Below are 19,010 nucleotides of genomic sequence, written 5' to 3'. Positions count from 1 at the left end.
TATTATGATGTAGGTTTAGTTTCTCGATGACTTGCCAAATATTTTGAATTTGGCCACCAAAGATTATTTTTAGGCAATCTTATTTTTTGATTATTAAAATTCCTAGTTGAATTTTTATCTAGATTTGTTATTTGCTTGAGTTTTGGATTAATAATTAAATTATAATCACTGTCTATTTTAATGTGTCCTTTGTCAAATAAACAATGATGATTTGCACATAAAAGCAAGCCATTACACACATCCATTTTTTGTCCAAGATTACATTTAGACCAAGGTATTATGTGTGCAGCTTGTAGAACGATGTCATAACTCAAACCACAAATTGCACATCTACTTTTATATGCCTTTAGTAGCGCCTTTCGGAATATGATTTGAGCCATTCCTCGTGCTTTTACTTTTTGATAGACCTCTTTAGATTTTTCTGGTTTTTCAAGAAGTGTAGTAATTAAATCCGCTTCTCTTTCTCCTTTCAATGCAAACCTAAAGGGGTTTTGTAGTGATAACCAATTGTAATTATAGACTTCCTCCTTTCCCTGATCAATATTGTCTCTATCCCAAGCTGTAAAACCTTTACCTGGCATTCCATTCTCATCACCTATAAGAATTGTAAGCGGTGGTAAGTTATTCTCCAAACAATAATCTTGAATAACCGCAAGGACAAATCTAACAGTTCTGTGGTGTATGCCAATTTTATCACCGAGCTCCTTATATCTAACAAAGTCTTTCTTTTCTGCAACTTTTATTAATATCTCCCATGCTTTTGCTGCTCGTTGATGTTGGTTTACTTCTTTACTCATTACGAATTTTTGAAGAGTTTCTGGATTCATTTATAGCCTCTATCAAAGAGTCATAATTTTTAAGCTCTGATAAGAAAGGGGACTTAAGAAACCCTAAATGCTTATTTGAATCATCATCAATGATTGTATCAAAAGATTTTTGAATTGTTTTTTTTGTTTTGCGTTGTTTCTCCAAAACATCACCCAACCAGCTTTTGCCATTTTGGGCTACCTGTCCAAAATATCTTTTGCGTATTTCAAATATGTAGTCCCATGATTCTATTTCTTCATTAAATTTGGAATCACAGATAATATCAATTTTCAACTCTTTTTTTTCTATACGCTCTTTTTTATTTATGTATTTGAATAAAGTTTTAGGCTCTACTTTAACATTAAAATCTATTCTTGGATGGCTTTTATTAAACGGATAAAATATTTTCTTTCCTTTTTTTAAGATATCTGTTTCCCCTTTAGAATCAGAATTACAATCATTACATAATGGAAATAAATTGTTGAAGTTAACCGCAGAAAATGGATAATATTTTAAGGGTAAGTAATGATCATATGCTGAATGTCCTTTATCATAAACATTTTTAATAATACCATAACCACAGCCTGGGCAAAAACTAAACTCATTACCCCATATTAAATCGTCATAATATTCCTTTTTTGTACCAAATTCAGAGAATACATCTTTCCAAGAAAGAAATTTAGAATACAATTCTTTAAAAAAGTCTACTAATATTCCTGATACTTCGTCTTTAATAGAAGATATAGGCAACCTCTTTGTTGGATTTAAACACAGATATTCAATATTGTTATTGTTATCAAAAACCTCAATTAATTTTGCCCTTTCATTTTTATTTAATTTTTTACTCTCTCTATAAATAGTTTCAATGGAATTTTTAAACCAATCTGAACGATTATTATCATATAACTTTACTAAAATAGGATATGCTTTTAACTTTGTATAACAGTCTTCATTATCTGCCTTACATATAACTTCTACAACCAGATTTCTAATTAAATCATGAGCTTTAAAAATTTTATGTTCTATTTTCTGATAACTATATAGCATTATTTCTTTTTAAGTTCATTCAGTTTAGTAAACAGTAGAATTTTCTCTATTGAATCACCTAAATCATTTGTTCTATTTTTATATGCTCTTACTTCTTCTTCTTTTAACGACTTTTTGTTTTTTATTTCTTCTTCAATTTCTAAAATAATCCTTGACGAAAAATCTCCAATAGTATTGCCTCTATTAAAAATATTATCCATGATTAAGTCTACTGAAGTTCCAAAAGTTCTAAAATTCATTTTAAAAGCACTTTTTGGTTGTTTTCCTTTTTCAAAAACTAATACTTTATCTGGGAAACAGTCTGAAATAATGAAGGGTGAATGTGAAGTGATTAGGATATCTCTCATTAAATGATTAGTTCCACTTTTACTTAAACTATCCTTTAGTAAACTTATAAACTCTGAACGCCACTCTGGGTTGAAATGTGTTTCTGGTTCATCTAGAAGCATCAGGGTATTTTTATCTTTTAGTATTAAACAGATACCCATTGTATGTAGAAACTGATGCTCTCCATCTGAAAATGCTTTTAGTAGCATCTTATCAGATGAGTTCTTCTTTTTTATTTTAAATAAATTAAAATGAAATACATGTTCTGACTCTTCAAAAGATGGCACTTTATACATTGCATATAAACTATCGGAATTGTAAATCTCTTTTTTAAGTGACTTACTAACCACTCTTAAGTTTAACAAGTTTAGTATCTGAAATGCTTTAAAAAGCTCTATTGGCGAAGTAAAATGGGTTTTGAAAGCCTTTTTTAATGTACTATTTTTTGTTTTGGAATTTTGATCAAAATAGAAATCAAATATTTCAAATTCATCATTAGAATTTTTAAATACTGATGTAGCACAACTGCGTAGTTTTACTAAAATTTCTTCTGCCAAAGGCAAGAGGTGTCCAAGCTCTGGATCATCGTCTTTATGATAAAGTTTATGGTTATTTATTACCAATCTAAAACTATGAAGTTTATCAATTTCTAGTTGTTCTTTAATTGGTTCTAAAGTTTCATCATCCTGAATTAAAAAGTTTGCCAAAAGTATTGCCTGACTCATATGATAATCCATATACACCAGGCTACTCTCTGGTTTTTCATTAAGATTGTATGTAAGCTTTAGTTTGTCACGGTTTTTAAGATGATAATAGTACTCATCTAACTGTAATAACCTTGATTTAACAAATGGCAAACTTAAAATCTCATTTTCTCCTGAAGAATACCCAATAACTAATTCAGGTAAATAACTTCTAATAGAATTTGAAATGTCTATAAAAACAGATTCTGAAGTTTGGTCTTGAGCAGTAATTTTAATTTGTGGTGCCTCTAACTTTTCTTTTCTTATAATTACATTTACATAATCTTCAATAGACTTTTTTTCACTCTCTTTAGGAATGATATAATATTCCAACTCATAAGCTATTGGGTCTGATTTTTTTAGATCAAAATCCTCATTTAAATATTCCGAAGTATTTGGGTCTAGGGTACTACATTCTAAATGATAGAAAATATTAGCCAAAGCTTCTAACACATTAGATTTACCACTACCATTTAAACCAGCAAAGCAATAGGGATGAAATTGTGTCCAGTTTTCATTAGGCTCATCTTCTCTAAAAAGAACTGTGAAATCTTCAAAATCCTTTTCAGCTTTAATTTTTTTTAAGCTTCGGAATTGCTCTAATATGGTAAGTCTTACTAACTTCATTTAACCTTTAATTTTAAATTGTTATTAGTAAGCTCTTGAATAATTTGGTCTTCTTCTATTAATTGGAATAATTTTTCTTTTGCATCCGAATAATCATCTAAATCATCAAATTCTTTTGAATCAAATAAATTAATTAGAAGCTGAAGTCTTTTTTTATTCTCTTTTAAATCTTCTAGTGTGAAATTTTTAATTAATTCTTTGAATATAGGTTCTTCGTCAATAACTGCGTCTTTTTTGAAAGCATTTTGTAGTATAGACTGAAAAAGAGCGGTAAAAAGCTTTAAAGATTCTTGAAGATCATATTTAACTCTATCTATATCTTTTTTCTTTCTGACAAATTTTAATTGAAGATTAATATCTGGAATTGGTATATAAATCTCTTTTAAATCAATTAAATTAATTTGCTTGAAAGTAACTCCTTTTACTTTTTGGTCCAAAACAAACTTAAATCCATTAGACAAAAATGCATGCAATAAATAATCCGATAATACAATTTTATCATCTGGTGAGATTAAAGCTATCCCCCTAGTAATATTTGCTCCTTCATGTTTTTTAGTGACTTTTGCGCATTCTCCAACAGTGGCTCTAATAGTCAGTAGTAAATCACCCTCTGTACAAATGCTTCTAGAAAATTGTGTAGATATTTGATTACTGGTTTTAGTCAAATTTTCTGTTTTTATTTTCCCATTGTATAAATCACTAGTTTTTATTATTTCCACTCCTTCATTCACATTTAAACCAGGATTCTCTATACCTCTAGTAATTGGCCTATGCTTCTTTGTTAATTTTCCAAGTTTCTTTTTTGAGAATTCTTTTTGATTGTTAACCACATCACCGAATTCTTTGTAATAAATTGATTCAATTAACTCATCTAAAATTTTGATTGTATTTATCCTTCTATCTATCAAACTTTGAATCATATTAAGTTGCTCAACGACTTTACGTTGGAATTCAAGACTTGAAGGAAAATTAATTGTTATATTCTTTAAGACTTTATTGTTCAAAATAGGAATTACAGCTTTGTTAGCTTTATAACTCAATAGATCTTTATTGTTTTTCACCCAATAATAGAAAAAATGAGGATCTATAATTTCTTCATTAACTAATACACCTGTGATTTGCTGATTGGAAGCTAATGGTGACCTGACCATTCCAGTTTTAGCTATCTCCCCAATAGTTGATATTAAAATACTCTTTTCTTCATGTAAGAAAGATTGATTTTCTATGATTGCTAAATCGGAAACTTTTCGTAAAGAATCAGTAATAAACATTTGACCTTTCAAATCTACAGGGGTAACAAAAGGAATATCACCCTCAAAATACAATGGTTCTTTAGTATTTGGTGTTTTCCCTGTTTTTATCGAAACAACTATATCTTCAATTTTTTTTGAAATAAATTCCATACTAAAATTCCTTTTCAAAAATTCTTAATGATTCTTGTATTTTATTTTCAAGTTCAGTTATTTTTTTTATTAATTTTTCTGGTGGCTCATAACTTTTATCTTCAAAAACAAACTCCTTATAAAAATTAAAATTGAGCTCTAAAGCATTATCCTCAATTTCCTTTAGAGGAACATAAAAATGATTTTGCTTTCTATCTTTTTGGGGATTATTTCTTTTATTCCTTGTTTTGTAATTCTCAATAAGCGAAGGTAAAGGATAGTCTTCCTTGATTTTCTTTCTACTGCTATCCAAAGTATATCCATCAGATTCCATCCCGTAAAACCATACTTTTTTGGTATGGAATGTTTTACTATTGAATTGCTTTTTAGTAAAAAGTAAAATTGAAGTTTTCACTCCAGTATATGGTATAAACACACCACTGGGCATGGAAATTACAGCTTCCAAATCACAATCTTTTAAAAGTATTTCTCTTGCCTTTTTATAGGCTTTACTCGAACTAAATAGCACTCCTTCTGGAACAACCACAGCAGCACGACCGCCTTTTTTGAGCATATAGATGATCCGCTCTAAAAATAACAACTCGGTTTTAAGTGACTGGGGGGTCTTTGTGTCGGATTTTATATCATAAATCCTATTAAGGTTTTTGCTAATAACCTTACTGTTTACTTTAGCGGCAAAAGGTGGGTTAGCTAATATATAATTATATTCTTCCTTACCCCAATTAGTTGGTTTCTTACTTGGGGATTTGGTCATTTTAATACTGGCTTTAATTTTACCATCAACCAAATTATCAATAGTAATTTGATTCAAATACTGATGTTCAAAATAATCTTCATATTGATTTGACAACGTATTCAAATGGATGATATGTGGTTTTTCAATACCATGCATCATCATATTCATCATTCCTATTCGTACCATAGTAGCATCTATGTCAAACCCGAAAAAAGTATGTTCTTTTAAACGTTGTTTATCTTCTTCTGATAATTTTTCTCCATCTAACCCTTTTGGCAACTGATTGTCTTCATCTAATTCTACCTTTTTAGAATTTTCTTTTAATATATACTGAAAGCTACCTACTAAAAAACCTGAACTACCACTAGTAACATCACAAATTTTTGTATCTGGATCATCGATTGTTGGCGCCACCAATTCTGCCATCATTTGAATAATATGCCTTGGCGTTCTAAATTGTCCATTTTTACCTGCTTCATTAGTGGCCCTTAATAGATATTCATAGACATCACCTAATAAATCCTGAAAATTTTGATGTTTACGCTCCTCTTCCTCAACTAATTTGAATATATCATCGATAATTGAAACAGAATCCTCCAACAATGAAGGGGTAGAAATACCAAATTTTGCTTTTTTCATTTCTTCAGCAAATGGATCCTCGTCTTCTTTTGATAAATCATTTTGAATAAACAAAAAGACATCATCAAATCTTTGTTTGAGTTCGCTTCCTTTTAGATTATTGTATTTACTCCATTTGTACTTATCATCTACTTCCTCATGAAATTTTTCTAACCTTTTCATGAAAATTAAATAGGAAATGTTTTCAATAGCTGTTATAGGGTTTGAAAGACCACCGCCCCAAAGTCTATCCCATAGCAATTGTATTTTACTTTTTATGTCTGTTGTTAACATTTTAATTAATCTGTTAGTTTTGTAAATTCTTTTTTAATTTCATTTCTTACCTTTTCTGGAATCTCCAAATCTTTGGTAATAGCATCCCAACTATCTATTACATTTTGCACTTCTTTGATAATTCCTTTAGGATTTTTAATTGCATAGGTCTCTGCAATTGTCATTATATCTTCTAAAGATATATCTGCTCTTTTATCATTTATAGACAGCGCTCTAGAAATATTATTGTAATTGAAATTAATATTTAATGGGTATGTCAAATCATAGGCTGGTGCCAAACCCCAAGCATCGGTTTCCTTATTGTATATAAAGCTGTGATTCTTTAAGTGGTCATCTATGTTTGCAAAAACGAGATTAAAGACCATCCGCTTAAACAATTCTTGAATATCCTTGTAGGGTACTTTAATATCTAAAGCTAATTTGAATACGTTTTCATAACTAGCATTGTCTGGTTTTTTGAAATCCCAACCTGTTAAACCAGTTGCCGTTAGCACATGTTGTTTTTCACCATTTTGCCTATCATAACGCAGGGTTGCAAAGTGTTTGTTTTCAATTAATTTTGAAGGCATCATTTGGATTCCTGCCTCTTGAGCCATGAGATAGTAGGCGTATTCCACCTTTTCTTTGTTATAGCCCCATTCTTCATTCATACTTAATTTGACCAAATAATGGCTATAGTCTTCACTATATTCAATATCTCCAGGAATAATTTTGCCTGTCTTTTTATGTTCAGAGATTAAAATTTTAGGACGTGCGCCTCCTGCAGAGGTACCTATTTTGAATATATTTAACAGTGCTGCATCGTTCAATTCTTCTGCTGCCGTTTCATTTTTTAAATCCAACACTTTATTCAATACTTCAACAATTTCATCAATATTAATTGTTGATGATTTTGGTATTTCAGCCGTTGGATGGTATTCTATAGCACCCATACCACGATTGGACACATAGGTTAATTGCTCAAGTGGGGTTATTTTTTTGAATTCTTTATTTTTGGTCTCAAACCATTCCTTAAAGATAATGTTACCAAACATATCAGGTAAAGAATCGGCAATCATTGGTGGTAAGCCCCTAAATGTTTCTCCTTCAAACTTTTTAAATACCTGTATTGGTTTTATTCGCTTAAATATATAGGGAAATATATTCGTGTATTGGTTCGATTCTAAAAAGTCTGGGTTGTATTGAAAATAGGACGCTCTTTTGTCTATATCATAGCCCAGTTTTCCTATCTCTTGACCAAATATTATGACTTCTATTATATTATTTTTAGACATACTAATACAATGAATTTAAATTATTAGTATCTTCTAAATCCTTTAATGATTTATAAAGGGGTTCTAACAGGTCAAAATGATTCGTAATTTTCAATACGGTATCTAATGTTGCATTATTACCGTTTTCAAAATTTTGAATAGTTGTTCTAGAAACATCCAATGCATCAGCTAAATCTTCACGTGATAATTCGTGAATTTTACGTTGTTGTTTGCAAATTTCTCCTAACTTTACTTTTACATCTTTTATTGTAACTATATCTAACATAAAAAACCATTAAAACAGTCAAATATAGTGTTTTTAGTTTAAAAAAACCAATATAATGGTTATTTAATTATTTGAAGTTACACTCTCATTTCAACACTTTCTTTTTCAAAAGCAATAAACTTTATAGGACATAAGCACTGCATTTTGTTTTAATGCTTTCAAGAGCTATAAGAACTTCTTTTAAATCAAGAGTTTCGTTTTGAAATGTCACTATTCTATCAACTTGATTATACGCCCTTTGATAATATTTTGGCGTTTCCCACTTTTGTGGTTTAAAAGGGTTGAAAGCTAGATCAATAAAACTAACACTTGATTTGCCTTGAAACAAACGTTCTATGCGTTCGTCATAATGTTCAAAATGATTTCGTATACCTCTATCAGCAATAACACTGTTTTCATCAACACCCAGCAGTTTTCTTAACTCTTCACCTCTTCCTTGGCTTTTTTTTAAACTGGGCCAAAGTATTTTAGAAACATTTGCAGTTGCCCCAAGAATAGATTGAATTGAACACCAAACTTCAATGTGGTCAAAATTCCCAGGATCGACAGGTAAACGGCTTGCCGCTTGTTGAGCAATTTTTACTTGAAAAACTATTTCGCTTAAATAAACTGAATAAGCAAACTCTTTCATAACGCTTTATAAAATGATTGATACCGTTAAAATTAATTAAATTAACTTCGTTTATCTACACTATCTTTATCAAAAGCAGTTAAATTGAATAGTTGGCGCATTCTGGAATAAACTCGGCTGCTCTATATAGCTTTTCGAGTTCTTTCGCTTTGGAGTTGACAGTAACACAGGTTCTTGTTTTTTGCTTTTATAACAAATATTATTAAAAGCAGTTAAAAAATATAATGAAAATTAAACAAGAAAAATCTGACATTTAATATCAGGAATATAATAGATAGAATAATTATAATAGATTTCTTTTCATGACGGGTTTCATCCATTTTCATAATAGTGAACATAGTTATAAAGAAGTTGGGAATCAGTAATGTGTAAAATACAGTATTAGAATCAGATAAGAGCTTTGAGATGGAAAACATAATACTTGAATATGCGATAAAAATAAAAGCAAATCCAAAAACAAAAAATATTATTTTTAAAAAATTTCTCATGATATAAATAAAAATATCCAATTTATGATTTTTTCTGAATCCAAACTTGGACGTATCTTGGTTTCAACAATAAAACCACGATGGTTCTAGAAAGTTGTTTATTTGGTTTTTCAAAGATTTAATCCCAACTCAATTTTTTTTAGTTTAATATTTTAGAGTGAGTATTTCTCCTTGATCTGTTAACGGATGCATGTTCTCAACCTCTTTCAATTGTGCTTTCGCACTTGGAATTTGCTCGGGGAACAAATGATAAATAAAATACATTTTTGCATCAATTGAGATTCCCTGTTCTTTTGCGTTGTTTAAAATCCAATAAGGGACAAAAGCCCAATCAATATTTTTAACTTTCCCCATTGTTTCAGGATTAGTTGTGTCTCCAGATAAGTATATCCTTTTACCGTGCCAAGATATTAAAAATGAATAGTGTTTAAATGAAACTCCAAATACTTTGTGTTCAGTTTTAAATGCTTTAATCTCAAAATCATTTATTGTATTATTCAATTTTTCTAAATCTGAAATGTTAGAAACTCCAAATTGTTCTCCTCCTTTTTCTTTAATTATCTTTTTTAAGTTCTTTTTTGAGTAGTGGTCAGAGTGTTTATGAGTAAAAATAAATATAGAATTTTCTTTTACACTATCCAATTCAGATTCGTCGAACTCCATATAATTATGTGCTCCAGATTTATATGGGAAATCAGTATAGATATTAGTTAATCCATCAGTCATATACAATCCACAGTTACCAATGAATTCGATGTTAATTTCCTTTGATTGACTAAACCCAAAGAATGATATAAAAATTAAAGATATAGTTAGTAATTTGGTTTTTGTTTTTTGATAGTCGTACATAACAGATGTTTTAAATTTGATTTTCAAATAAAATAACAAACCGTATGCTATTCAAGTAAAAGTGACGAAATGAGCCTTATTTTGATTAATGAATAGGTTGTGCTTTTACTCAATGAATAATTTACTTTTTATTTTATTATAATATGTTTTTGAAAGTGGTATCATTTGCTCAACATTATTAAAAGATACTTTTGCATTTTGAGAATTACCTTTTATTTTTTTAATATTACCTATATTCAAAAGATAAGACCTATGACATTTTTCTAAATAGGGTAGTTGTTTGTGTGCGTTAGAAAGCGTCTGTCTGAACATTTTTGTAGATACTTTTGTGTCATTTTCTAAAAAACATATCTCAATATAGTTTTGAACTGCTTTAATGTAGAGTAATTTCTTTTTTTCAAGTTTTAGAAAATCTTTTTTGTTTTCTCCTGTTACGATAACTATACTTTTATCTATAGGCAAAATACGTTCCCCTAATTTGTTTCGTAAGTAAAATAATGGTGGTGTAAGAATGGGAATAAAAACAAAGACAATATTTTTGTAATACCACCAATGAGCTTCGATGGAATAATCTAAACCATTGATAACTTTAGTGTTATACAGAAATATAACACTTCCCGAAACAACAAAAAAAACTAATATAGAAACTATTTCATGATAGACTTTCCAAACTTTATTGAATCTACGATACCAGATGTTTTCAAAAACACTTTGAATTACATAAACTAAAGACAATAAAAAACCAAATCCAATGAGTAATAGTGTTCTAAAACTAGATTTATATTCATTCGTGTTAAAAGGTTCAAGAAAAATAATCACAAACGATAAAAAAACTCCAATGATTATACTAATAACAAGTTTAATCCTCAAGGATGACACAAAATGGACCTGATTATTAAAGAAATTCAAAATATTTTCTGAATGTGTTTTTATGAGTTAATGCTTTTGGTAATTTAAACGCTAAATTGTTGGAAACAAAACTATAAAAACTGGTTAACTTATATTATTTTGATTACTCAAAATCATTTAATAAGCCTATAATTTTTTTCAATAATGGATTGATACAATCAATTTGGATTATTTCTGCAACCTTTTTTTAAGTCATCTTGTCCTATAATTGTGAATTCACATCGAACAAAATTATAATCATATAAATTAAGAATAAGATGACTTTTAAAAACACACCAATTTATTTAGCACTTACAATAGTCTGTTGTTTAACAACATTATTTGCCTGTGCGCAAAAGGAAACAATAACAACTGTAGATGGTAAAACTATCAAAGATGCCAAACTTACCTCTGAAATCAAGAAAATAATGGAATCCGAAAATATCCCTGCAATTTCCATAGCTGTAATCAATGATAACAAAGTTGTTTATCATGATGCAATGGGAGTGAGTAATATGGAAACCAAAATAGAAGTAGATGACCATAGCATTTTTGAAGCAGCATCCTTATCAAAACCAATTTTTGCTTATTTTGTAATGAAAATGGTTGAGAAGGGGAAATTGGATTTAGACAAACCGCTTTATGAATACCTTCCACACCCAGGTATTGTTCCTGAATCTCAAGAAGATGCAAAAATGATAACCGCTCGAATGGTTTTGGCGCATCAAACAGGTTTTCCAAACCATTCTAATGGCCAACCTATAAAATTAGCATTTAAGCCAGGAACAGATTTTATGTATTCTGGAGAAGCCTATCAATATTTGGCAGCCATTATTGGGATGCAAAATGGAGTTGGTTATAAAGCAGACTTAAATGAATTATTTCAAAATGAAGTGACAGTACCTTTAAAAATGCAACATTCAACTTTTGTTTGGGATGATTATGTAGCAAAACATAAGGTATTTGGACATGATAAAGAAGGAAGGCCTATAGACGATAGTCCACGAGCTGGGTCGGGAGATGGAACTACTTTTTTCTCTTACGCAAGTCTTCATAGTGAAGCAAATGAGTATGCAAAATTTATTATTGCTATGCTAAAGAAAGAAGGACTTCAAGAAAAAACGTTTAATGAAATGTTAAAAGAGCATACGCATTTTAAGGATGATAATCCATTAAAACAAGAGATAGGTCAAACTGGCTGGGGATTAGGATTTACTCAAAAAATAACAAAGGATTATACAATGCATATGCATACAGGTAATAACCACGACTTTCAAGCTTATGCGATGTTTATACCTGAAAAGAGTTATGGATTGGTGGTATTTACTAATAGTGATAAGATGATTCCTTTCTTAACAAACTTATCGAAAGTTTTGGGACCACAGTTTTAAATTAATTTTAATAAAAAAATACAAAGACATGGAAAATTATCAAGAAGCACTGGGCGCATTATTCTTAATGTCAGGAGTAGTTATTGTAGTATTTATTATTGCAAAATATACATACTTGATCAAGAGAGCAATGATTGAAAAAGGCCTCGCTACACCTTCAAATTCTAAAAAAGCCCAATATATAGACATAGGTTGCATAGTAGGTGGCTTGGGGGTTGGACTAATGGTTTCTACCATATTTACAACCATGGAGCTTTCAGAAGATACAACCGATTTATTGGTTTGGGGTACAATTCTTATTTGTGGAGCCATAGGTTTGGTGATTGCACATTTTTTAAGAAATAAGTTTGGCGACAAATAAAAACGACATAGACGCAGCACTTATTGAAAGCGTAAAGAAAGGCGATACACAAGCATTTAGACAATTGGTCGATAAATATAAGGATGTGTCCCTTTCTTTAGCTTGTTCAATTTTAAAGGATAAAGAAAAAGCAGAAGACGTGCTTCAAGATGCTTTTATGAAAGTTTTTCAAAAAGCAAATAGTTTTAAACATCAATCTGCCTTTTCAAGTTGGTTGTACCGTATTGTTGTGAACACAGCGTACAATGAATTAAAACGAAATAAAAGCTATTCGGATTTGGATGACTTAAACTCTACTGAATCATTAGCAAAAGACAAAACAGCAATCCAATTTCTTAAGGAAGAAGAACAAAAAAAATACGTGATTTTAGCTTTAGATAGATTAAAGGCAGATGAAGCATTAGTATTAAGGTTATTCTATCTTTGTGATATGAGCTTAAAGGAGGTTCAACAGATAACCAATTTTACTTCTTCAAAGATTAAAGTGGATTTACACCGTGGAAGAAAGAATATGGAAATCGTGCTAAAAGACTTACTGGGTAATCAATTAAAAGATTTGCTATAAATCGATTTTTAAATCGTCATAAATCAATAAACGGACAAAAAATAAAATAGGGTAATAAAAATGAAAGAAGACATCGCAAAAAAATTGATCCAAAAAAGTACAATCAATACATCAGAAGATTTTACAGAAAAATTAATGCTTAAATTAGAAGCTGAAAAAGCTACAGAACGCCTTCCAGATGTCCAATATATTCAAATGTTTCGCTTCGCTATGATAGGAACAATTGGAATCGGTATAATCTGTTTTTTATTGATATTTTTTGATTTTTTGCCAAAACTAAACATGTTCAATGTTCAATTGAAAATAAGTAAAATGCCATTGTTGGTTGTAACTACTCTGTTTTTATTATTGGGTACAAACCATATTTTGAAAACACAACAATTAGCAAGCTTTCAAGATAAGAGTTAGATATCAAAAACCTTGAACAAAATCATATAGATTTTGAGAAGGGTTTAACCCTAACTTGTTTTTTAACCGATTTCTACTAACTCTCAAACTTTCTTTTTTAACTAACATGGCATTGGCAATATCAGAGGACGTCATACCGATTTTTATAAAGGCTAAATGCTTGATGTCTTTTTGGGTTAGTTGCGGATATGCTTTTGAGATGTTCTTATAAAAATTTGGATGCATTTGTTTGAATTGTATCAAAAACTCTTCCCAGCTTTCGTCCAAATTCATGGTTTCTTGAATATGAGTTAAAATACTTCTTAACTCTTTTCTTAATTGTGGCTCAAGCTCTAAAATTTTGTTTTCAATTTTTTTTATGATGGCTTTTTTCTTTTCAAATAATGCTGAAGTAAGTAATAAATTTTGTTGTGCAATTTCTCTTTTTTGTTTCTCTATTTCTGCAATTTTGCGTTCCTGAATGTTTCGCGTGCAGCTTAAAATTAAAACGACCTCATTTTCTTGATTGTATATAGGTATAGTATACCCTTCAAACCATAGATAGCCTTCGTGCTTTGTTTTAAAAAGTAACTCAAGTTTTTCTAATTTCTTGGATAAACCAGTTGTGGAAGCTTGAATATTCTTTTGAAGTATTATAAAATGATCTGGATGGATAAAATCAATGGGCACCTTACCTTCAAGGTCTTCGGCTGTATAACCCATTATTTTCTCTGTAGAAGGGCTAGCATATAAATATCGGCCATCAGCGGGGTGATGCAAACATACAACATCAATAGAGTGTTCTGCTATTAACTTTAGCTTATTAATGTTCTGCTCTTTCAATAATTTAGATAGACCAGAACTATCTAGCTTTTTGTTCTTTTCTATTAATGTAAGAAGCGCCTCGGTTTCTCGTCCTTGTTTTTTTTTAAGCATTTCGGTTTATGATTCTAAATATATATAACGCTAAAGTAAGCCTTTCTATCGAAAAAATTATCGTCCTTGTTAACGGTTTGTTAACGATATTGAGAGTGTGATTTTGTATACAATTCATAGACAAATTAATTTTGAAATAAAAAATATGAAAACTATTATTAGAATTATTTGTGTAGCTATCTTATTCATTAGTTGTAGTGATGACGATTTTATTATTCCTGACCAAAATCAAGTTTTAGTTGATAAAGTTTACAACTTTAATAACAACTTAATCGGAGAATACTTTTATAATAGTAACAACCAATTAATAAAGCGAAAAGACACAGATGCCATAAATAACAGAAGCTCACAATATGAGTTTATGTATACTGACAATAGGGTTTCGGAAATTATCTATACCGATTTTACATACCCTTCTTTGAATCACAATATATTAATTTATTACAACGAGGCAGGTCAGATTGTTAAGGATGAAACCTATAAAAATGGAATACAGATAGGAGAGCGCAATTATACCTATTACCAAAATGGAAGACTTAAAGGTTTAGTTCATGAAAACAATGTGGTCACCCCAACTTTCACCTATACCGAAGGCGGAAATGTTCATGAGGTTAGGCTATTGACATCACCAGATTACACAGATGAAATTATTTACAACTATGAATTTGATTGTGCTGCCACACCCAACTTTGGGTTAGACAAAATATTCCAGATAGAACCATTGCCTTACTTTGGTACAGAAGCAGTGCTGCCAAAAAACTTATCATGTCATAACATGACGTTAAACCTTCAAAGTGGTACACAATGGCTATACGAATACAATGAGTATAATCTTCCTAAAACCATTGAAGTGCAATGGGAAGGTGTAGAAACAGAAGAACCGATGCTTTGGCGAATTAGTTACAGAGCAATAGAATAATATAATTTTAAATCCATTAGAAATCAAATTAAATTTATGAACAATTTTTTATCTTTTTTAGCATTATTTGTTTTTATAACAACCAGTGATGCTCAAGTAAAGCTTGCAGGAAAAATAATAAATGCTAATTCAAATGAAGCAATACCTTATGCAAATATTGGAATTCTAAACACTGAAGTAGGAACTATCTCCAATGAGGACGGCAGTTTTTCAATTCAAATTCCAAAGGAGAAATTAAATTCATCAATAATTTTCTCATCATTAGGTTTTGTTTCTCAAACAGCAAACGTCTCATCGTTTTCAGATAAATTAAATGTGTTAATTCAACTTAAGGAGGATGTTACCAAATTAGATCCCGTAACGCTGTCTTTTAAAAGGAGTAAAAAGGAAAGTGAAACGTATGGAAACGGTAAAAGTTTATTGTTATCAGGGCAACTGCATTATGATAGACTAAAAGCAGGAAGTGCAATGGCATTAATGGTTAAAAAAGAGAATCGTGATTTAAAATTTATAACCAATGCTTCATTATATATAGCAAAGAATCTTTCGCCTGAATTTAAAGTTAGATTTCGATTAATGTCTGTAGACAGCCTAACGAATGAACCTGGAAAGGATTTAATTAATGAACAAATTATAGAAATATCAGATATAAAAAAAGGGTGGCTGAACTTTGAAGTAAAAGAGTTGCATAAAATTACAGATGGCTCATTCTTTATTGTTTTTGAATGGATTTTAAACGCTGATGACCGTGAGTACATTGCAGAAAAATATGAAAAATATATGCAAGAGTATCCCAATCGTGTTTCTTATGATACGGTTGTAGTTAACAATAAAAAAATCTCAATTCCTCAAGTGAGTACCGTTGTAGCAGGTACGGTATTTGGGGTAACGAAATCTAAAAAAGACCGTGAGAATTTTGCCTGTTATTATCGTTCAAATAGTTTCGGAGAATGGAAAAGATCTTCAGGTATACTATCGGCTAAAGTTACCTTGTCTAATCATCCTACAGAGGTTAACGAAAGCAGTAAGTCACAAATCAGTAAGAGAAAAGATTTAACGAATCAAATTGAAAATTGGGCAATAGAGTTTAAAGAAAAATACAACGTAACTGGCTTGCAGTTATCAATCTCTAAAAACAGTAATAACATATTTTCAAACGGATATGGTTATTCAGATATTCAATTAAAGAAAGAAGTCAATAACCAAACTCAATTTCGAATAGCCAGCGTATCCAAAACAATGACAGCAGCAGCTATTATGCAGCTTTACTCCAAAGGATTATTAGATTTAAATACGACCATTCAAGAGTATGTACCAGAATTTCCGATTAAAGAACATCCTATTACTGTCCAACAAGTAGCAGGCCATTTAGCAGGTATACGCGATTATTACGGAAAGAGTTTAGATGAGATATTTGTTCAGAAACATTACAACAGTTTATCAGAAGCTCTTGAAATTTTTAAAAACGATCCTTTAGTAGTAAAACCAGGGTCTAAATTTTTATACTCTTCATTTAACTATACCTTGTTAGGTGCAGCTATTGAAAATATATCTAAAAGGAACTACTTGGATTATATGCATCACAATATTTGGGATCCATTAAATATGCATAATACCTATGGTGAAGTAAAGGATAGTATAATGCCCAATAAGAGTAAATTTTATTTTCTCTCTGGTGAAGAAGCTACCCCTTATGATTTAAGTTATTCTTACGCAACAGGAGGTTTGCTTTCAACTACGGACGATCTTGTAAAGTTTGGTTCAGCCATTATTAATAATAGACTACTGGATGAAAAGATTCGAATTGAAATGTTCCAAAATCAATTAAATGGAAAAGGTAAACCCGTTAATTATGGTTTGGGTTGGTATATCGGTCAAAACAAAGATGGAGAGAAAGTATACTACCACTTGGGAGAGTTGCCATCTTCAAGTTCTTTATTGTTGCTCTATCCTGAACGCAACCTATCTATAGCTTTACTAACTAATTCCACTATAATTTCAGAATCTGACTATGGTTTCATACCAGATATTCAGGTGTTAAGTAAAATTGTTTTTGATAAATAGAGTGCAATGAATAATTAAATGACTACAGAGAATTTTAAAAATATAAAACCTACAACAGCTACAGAGCGTATTCCATCCTTGGATTTTTTAAGAGGTATCGCCATTTTAGGCATCCTGTTTATAAACATAGAGTCCTTTGTGTATCCCAACCCATGGAGTTCTTGGCACTATGGTTATGAAAGTAGTATAGATCACACCACACGCTTTTGGGTGTACTTTTTAACTCAAGGCAAGTTTTACACCATGTTCGCATTACTCTTTGGTGTAGGCTTTGTTATTTTTATGGAACGTATCCAGCAAAAAGTCAATGGCTTAACGACTATGGATATATATGCTAGAAGGTTGTTGTGGTTGTTTGTTATAGGAATCATTCACGCCTATTTTATTTGGGATGGTGATATACTGTATCACTATGCTGTTTGTGGTCTTTTTTTGCTTCCATTCCGTTCTATGAAAAGTAAAAACCTGGTGCTGATTGTTTTGTTTTTAGCTTCCTTTTTATTTATAAAATCGTACGAGAGTGTTTCAAAAAGACAGGAATCATATTCAAATTATACCAAGGCACTATATAAAGAAGAGGCTAATAGAACAGATAAGGACTATAAGTTAATCACTTCCTGGGAAAACAGATATACTAAAAAGTCGCCTAATCTTTCAGAGGAAGTTGAGGTTCCAAAACCTACCTATTGGCAAGGAGTGATAAACTCTTATGAAAATCATAACGTTCATAAAGGGGAATTCTATTATCAATCTTTAATTCTATCAACCTTAATAGTGATGATAATAGGCATGTTGTTGTTTAGAACAGGCATATTTTCTGACTATAAATCATGGAAATATTATTGGCCTATAGCTGTTTCTGTTTTAATAATTGGATTGGCAATAAACTATTTACGCTATTATCAATGGACCTACGAAGACCATATTCCAAATATCAGCACATGTAATGCATTGCTCTTTACGTTTCCAAAAGAAATTTTAGGCGTTGGCTATATATTAATATTAAACGGGGCATATCAGAAGTATTTAAGGAATGTAAGGTTTAAGGTGTTTACCAAAATAGGCAGGACAGCTTTATCCAATTACATTTTCCAAAGTATCATTCTAGGACTTCTGTTTTATGGCTATGGCTTTGGATTGCACAATAGCTTTTCAAGATTTGAGCTGTTAGGGTTTGTTGTAGCAATCTGGGCTATTCAAATCATCTGCACACATATATGGTTGAGAAATTTCAAACAAGGACCATTGGAATTTCTCTGGAGAAAATTAACCTATAAGTCATTTAACAAAACTTAAAATATAGAATTATTAAAGAATTAAGAAGAGTACTCAAATTGTAACATTTTGCTATAAATAGTATCTTGTAATATATAGTACTAAAAAAATATCA

Annotated in this window: 18 protein-coding genes; 7 read left to right on the top strand and 11 right to left on the bottom strand. The window is 30.4% G+C overall.

Annotated features, from left to right (window positions below; all coding sequences use genetic code 11):
* Window positions 1–2 precede the first annotated feature (2 nt).
* The 10 genes from ACQ0RB_RS12825 to ACQ0RB_RS12780 form a co-directional block, all read right to left on the bottom strand.
* Complete coding sequence (locus tag ACQ0RB_RS12825) at window positions 3–797, bottom strand: HNH endonuclease (protein WP_430498913.1); 795 nt, start codon at window positions 795–797, stop codon at window positions 3–5.
* On the bottom strand, window positions 790–1,854 hold the full coding sequence (locus ACQ0RB_RS12820) for a hypothetical protein (RefSeq protein ID WP_430498912.1): 1,065 nt from the start codon (window positions 1,852–1,854) through the stop codon (window positions 790–792). Before ACQ0RB_RS12820 ends, ACQ0RB_RS12825 begins: the two co-directional genes overlap by 8 nt.
* The gene (locus ACQ0RB_RS12815) at window positions 1,854–3,551 is read right to left on the bottom strand and encodes a restriction system-associated AAA family ATPase (RefSeq protein WP_430498910.1); all 1,698 of its coding nucleotides are present in this window, start codon (window positions 3,549–3,551) and stop codon (window positions 1,854–1,856) included. The genes ACQ0RB_RS12820 and ACQ0RB_RS12815 overlap by 1 nt, the downstream gene beginning before the upstream one ends.
* A complete protein-coding gene (locus ACQ0RB_RS12810; RefSeq protein ID WP_430498908.1) occupies window positions 3,548–4,954 on the bottom strand; it encodes a restriction endonuclease subunit S in 1,407 nt (468 codons plus the stop codon). Before ACQ0RB_RS12810 ends, ACQ0RB_RS12815 begins: the two co-directional genes overlap by 4 nt.
* A 1-nt stretch (window position 4,955) precedes the next feature.
* Entirely contained in the window at window positions 4,956–6,602 is a 1,647-nt protein-coding gene (locus ACQ0RB_RS12805; RefSeq protein ID WP_430498906.1) for an N-6 DNA methylase, read from the bottom strand.
* A 5-nt stretch (window positions 6,603–6,607) separates the two neighbouring features.
* Window positions 6,608–7,876 carry a type II toxin-antitoxin system HipA family toxin gene (locus ACQ0RB_RS12800; RefSeq protein WP_430498905.1) on the bottom strand — a complete coding sequence of 423 codons (1,269 nt, stop codon included), beginning with the start codon at window positions 7,874–7,876 and terminating at the stop codon, window positions 6,608–6,610.
* 1 nt (window position 7,877) lies between these two features.
* The gene (locus ACQ0RB_RS12795) at window positions 7,878–8,141 is read right to left on the bottom strand and encodes a helix-turn-helix transcriptional regulator (RefSeq protein WP_343799597.1); all 264 of its coding nucleotides are present in this window, start codon (window positions 8,139–8,141) and stop codon (window positions 7,878–7,880) included.
* Between the two features lie 121 nt (window positions 8,142–8,262).
* On the bottom strand, window positions 8,263–8,772 hold the full coding sequence (locus tag ACQ0RB_RS12790; RefSeq protein WP_343799595.1) for a hypothetical protein: 510 nt from the start codon (window positions 8,770–8,772) through the stop codon (window positions 8,263–8,265).
* A 632-nt stretch (window positions 8,773–9,404) separates the two neighbouring features.
* Window positions 9,405–10,109 (bottom strand): MBL fold metallo-hydrolase, encoded by a 705-nt coding sequence (locus tag ACQ0RB_RS12785; RefSeq protein WP_430498903.1) that lies wholly within the window; start codon window positions 10,107–10,109, stop codon window positions 9,405–9,407.
* A gap of 105 nt (window positions 10,110–10,214) precedes the next feature.
* Window positions 10,215–10,979 (bottom strand): LytTR family DNA-binding domain-containing protein, encoded by a 765-nt coding sequence (locus ACQ0RB_RS12780; protein WP_343799591.1) that lies wholly within the window; start codon window positions 10,977–10,979, stop codon window positions 10,215–10,217.
* Between the two features lie 296 nt (window positions 10,980–11,275).
* Here ACQ0RB_RS12780 and ACQ0RB_RS12775 point away from each other — a divergent pair, with 296 nt between their 5' ends.
* Genes ACQ0RB_RS12775 through ACQ0RB_RS12760 form a run of 4 tightly spaced genes read left to right on the top strand, consistent with a single transcriptional unit; the run spans window position 11,276 to window position 13,722 of the window.
* Window positions 11,276–12,388, top strand: a complete 1,113-nt coding sequence (locus ACQ0RB_RS12775) for a serine hydrolase domain-containing protein (RefSeq protein ID WP_370000207.1) — start codon at window positions 11,276–11,278, stop codon at window positions 12,386–12,388.
* Between the two features lie 28 nt (window positions 12,389–12,416).
* Complete coding sequence (locus ACQ0RB_RS12770; protein ID WP_370000204.1) at window positions 12,417–12,749, top strand: DUF6249 domain-containing protein; 333 nt, start codon at window positions 12,417–12,419, stop codon at window positions 12,747–12,749.
* Window positions 12,736–13,314, top strand: a complete 579-nt coding sequence (locus ACQ0RB_RS12765) for an RNA polymerase sigma factor (protein ID WP_430498900.1) — start codon at window positions 12,736–12,738, stop codon at window positions 13,312–13,314. The genes ACQ0RB_RS12770 and ACQ0RB_RS12765 overlap by 14 nt, the downstream gene beginning before the upstream one ends.
* 60 nt (window positions 13,315–13,374) lie before the next feature.
* Window positions 13,375–13,722: a hypothetical protein gene (locus tag ACQ0RB_RS12760; RefSeq protein WP_430498898.1), complete on the top strand. Its 348-nt coding sequence runs from the start codon at window positions 13,375–13,377 to the stop codon at window positions 13,720–13,722.
* A 3-nt stretch (window positions 13,723–13,725) separates the two neighbouring features.
* Here the strand turns inward: ACQ0RB_RS12760 and ACQ0RB_RS12755 are convergent, their stop codons facing one another.
* The gene (locus tag ACQ0RB_RS12755) at window positions 13,726–14,637 is read right to left on the bottom strand and encodes a PAS domain S-box protein (RefSeq protein ID WP_370000195.1); all 912 of its coding nucleotides are present in this window, start codon (window positions 14,635–14,637) and stop codon (window positions 13,726–13,728) included.
* 145 nt (window positions 14,638–14,782) lie between these two features.
* Here ACQ0RB_RS12755 and ACQ0RB_RS12750 point away from each other — a divergent pair, with 145 nt between their 5' ends.
* From ACQ0RB_RS12750 to ACQ0RB_RS12740, 3 genes are read left to right on the top strand one after another with little or no spacing between them, the layout of a single operon-like run.
* A complete protein-coding gene (locus ACQ0RB_RS12750) occupies window positions 14,783–15,556 on the top strand; it encodes a hypothetical protein (RefSeq protein ID WP_430498896.1) in 774 nt (257 codons plus the stop codon).
* Between the two features lie 36 nt (window positions 15,557–15,592).
* A complete protein-coding gene (locus ACQ0RB_RS12745; protein ID WP_370000189.1) occupies window positions 15,593–17,620 on the top strand; it encodes a serine hydrolase in 2,028 nt (675 codons plus the stop codon).
* A gap of 18 nt (window positions 17,621–17,638) precedes the next feature.
* A complete protein-coding gene (locus tag ACQ0RB_RS12740) occupies window positions 17,639–18,916 on the top strand; it encodes a DUF418 domain-containing protein (protein WP_430498894.1) in 1,278 nt (425 codons plus the stop codon).
* Window positions 18,917–19,010 lie beyond the last annotated feature (94 nt).

The organism is Gaetbulibacter sp. PBL-D1 (assembly GCF_050509525.1).
GTDB lineage: Bacteria > Bacteroidota > Bacteroidia > Flavobacteriales > Flavobacteriaceae > Gaetbulibacter_B > Gaetbulibacter_B jejuensis.
This window is presented reverse-complemented; position numbering and strand designations above follow the sequence as displayed.

Excerpts from the sequence above, each read along its gene's own strand:
- ACQ0RB_RS12825 (WP_430498913.1), bottom strand. The coding sequence starts at position 797 with ATGAGTAAAGAAGTAAACCAACATCAACGAGCAGCAAAAGCATGGGAG.
- ACQ0RB_RS12820 (WP_430498912.1), bottom strand. The coding sequence starts at position 1,854 with ATGCTATATAGTTATCAGAAAATAGAACATAAAATTTTTAAAGCTCAT.
- ACQ0RB_RS12815 (WP_430498910.1), bottom strand. The coding sequence starts at position 3,551 with ATGAAGTTAGTAAGACTTACCATATTAGAGCAATTCCGAAGCTTAAAA.
- ACQ0RB_RS12810 (WP_430498908.1), bottom strand. The coding sequence starts at position 4,954 with ATGGAATTTATTTCAAAAAAAATTGAAGATATAGTTGTTTCGATAAAA.
- ACQ0RB_RS12805 (WP_430498906.1), bottom strand. The coding sequence starts at position 6,602 with ATGTTAACAACAGACATAAAAAGTAAAATACAATTGCTATGGGATAGA.
- ACQ0RB_RS12800 (WP_430498905.1), bottom strand. The coding sequence starts at position 7,876 with ATGTCTAAAAATAATATAATAGAAGTCATAATATTTGGTCAAGAGATA.
- ACQ0RB_RS12795 (WP_343799597.1), bottom strand. The coding sequence starts at position 8,141 with ATGTTAGATATAGTTACAATAAAAGATGTAAAAGTAAAGTTAGGAGAA.
- ACQ0RB_RS12790 (WP_343799595.1), bottom strand. The coding sequence starts at position 8,772 with ATGAAAGAGTTTGCTTATTCAGTTTATTTAAGCGAAATAGTTTTTCAA.
- ACQ0RB_RS12785 (WP_430498903.1), bottom strand. The coding sequence starts at position 10,109 with ATGTACGACTATCAAAAAACAAAAACCAAATTACTAACTATATCTTTA.
- ACQ0RB_RS12775 (WP_370000207.1), top strand. The coding sequence starts at position 11,276 with ATGACTTTTAAAAACACACCAATTTATTTAGCACTTACAATAGTCTGT.
- ACQ0RB_RS12770 (WP_370000204.1), top strand. The coding sequence starts at position 12,417 with ATGGAAAATTATCAAGAAGCACTGGGCGCATTATTCTTAATGTCAGGA.
- ACQ0RB_RS12760 (WP_430498898.1), top strand. The coding sequence starts at position 13,375 with ATGAAAGAAGACATCGCAAAAAAATTGATCCAAAAAAGTACAATCAAT.
- ACQ0RB_RS12755 (WP_370000195.1), bottom strand. The coding sequence starts at position 14,637 with ATGCTTAAAAAAAAACAAGGACGAGAAACCGAGGCGCTTCTTACATTA.
- ACQ0RB_RS12750 (WP_430498896.1), top strand. The coding sequence starts at position 14,783 with ATGAAAACTATTATTAGAATTATTTGTGTAGCTATCTTATTCATTAGT.
- ACQ0RB_RS12745 (WP_370000189.1), top strand. The coding sequence starts at position 15,593 with ATGAACAATTTTTTATCTTTTTTAGCATTATTTGTTTTTATAACAACC.
- ACQ0RB_RS12740 (WP_430498894.1), top strand. The coding sequence starts at position 17,639 with ATGACTACAGAGAATTTTAAAAATATAAAACCTACAACAGCTACAGAG.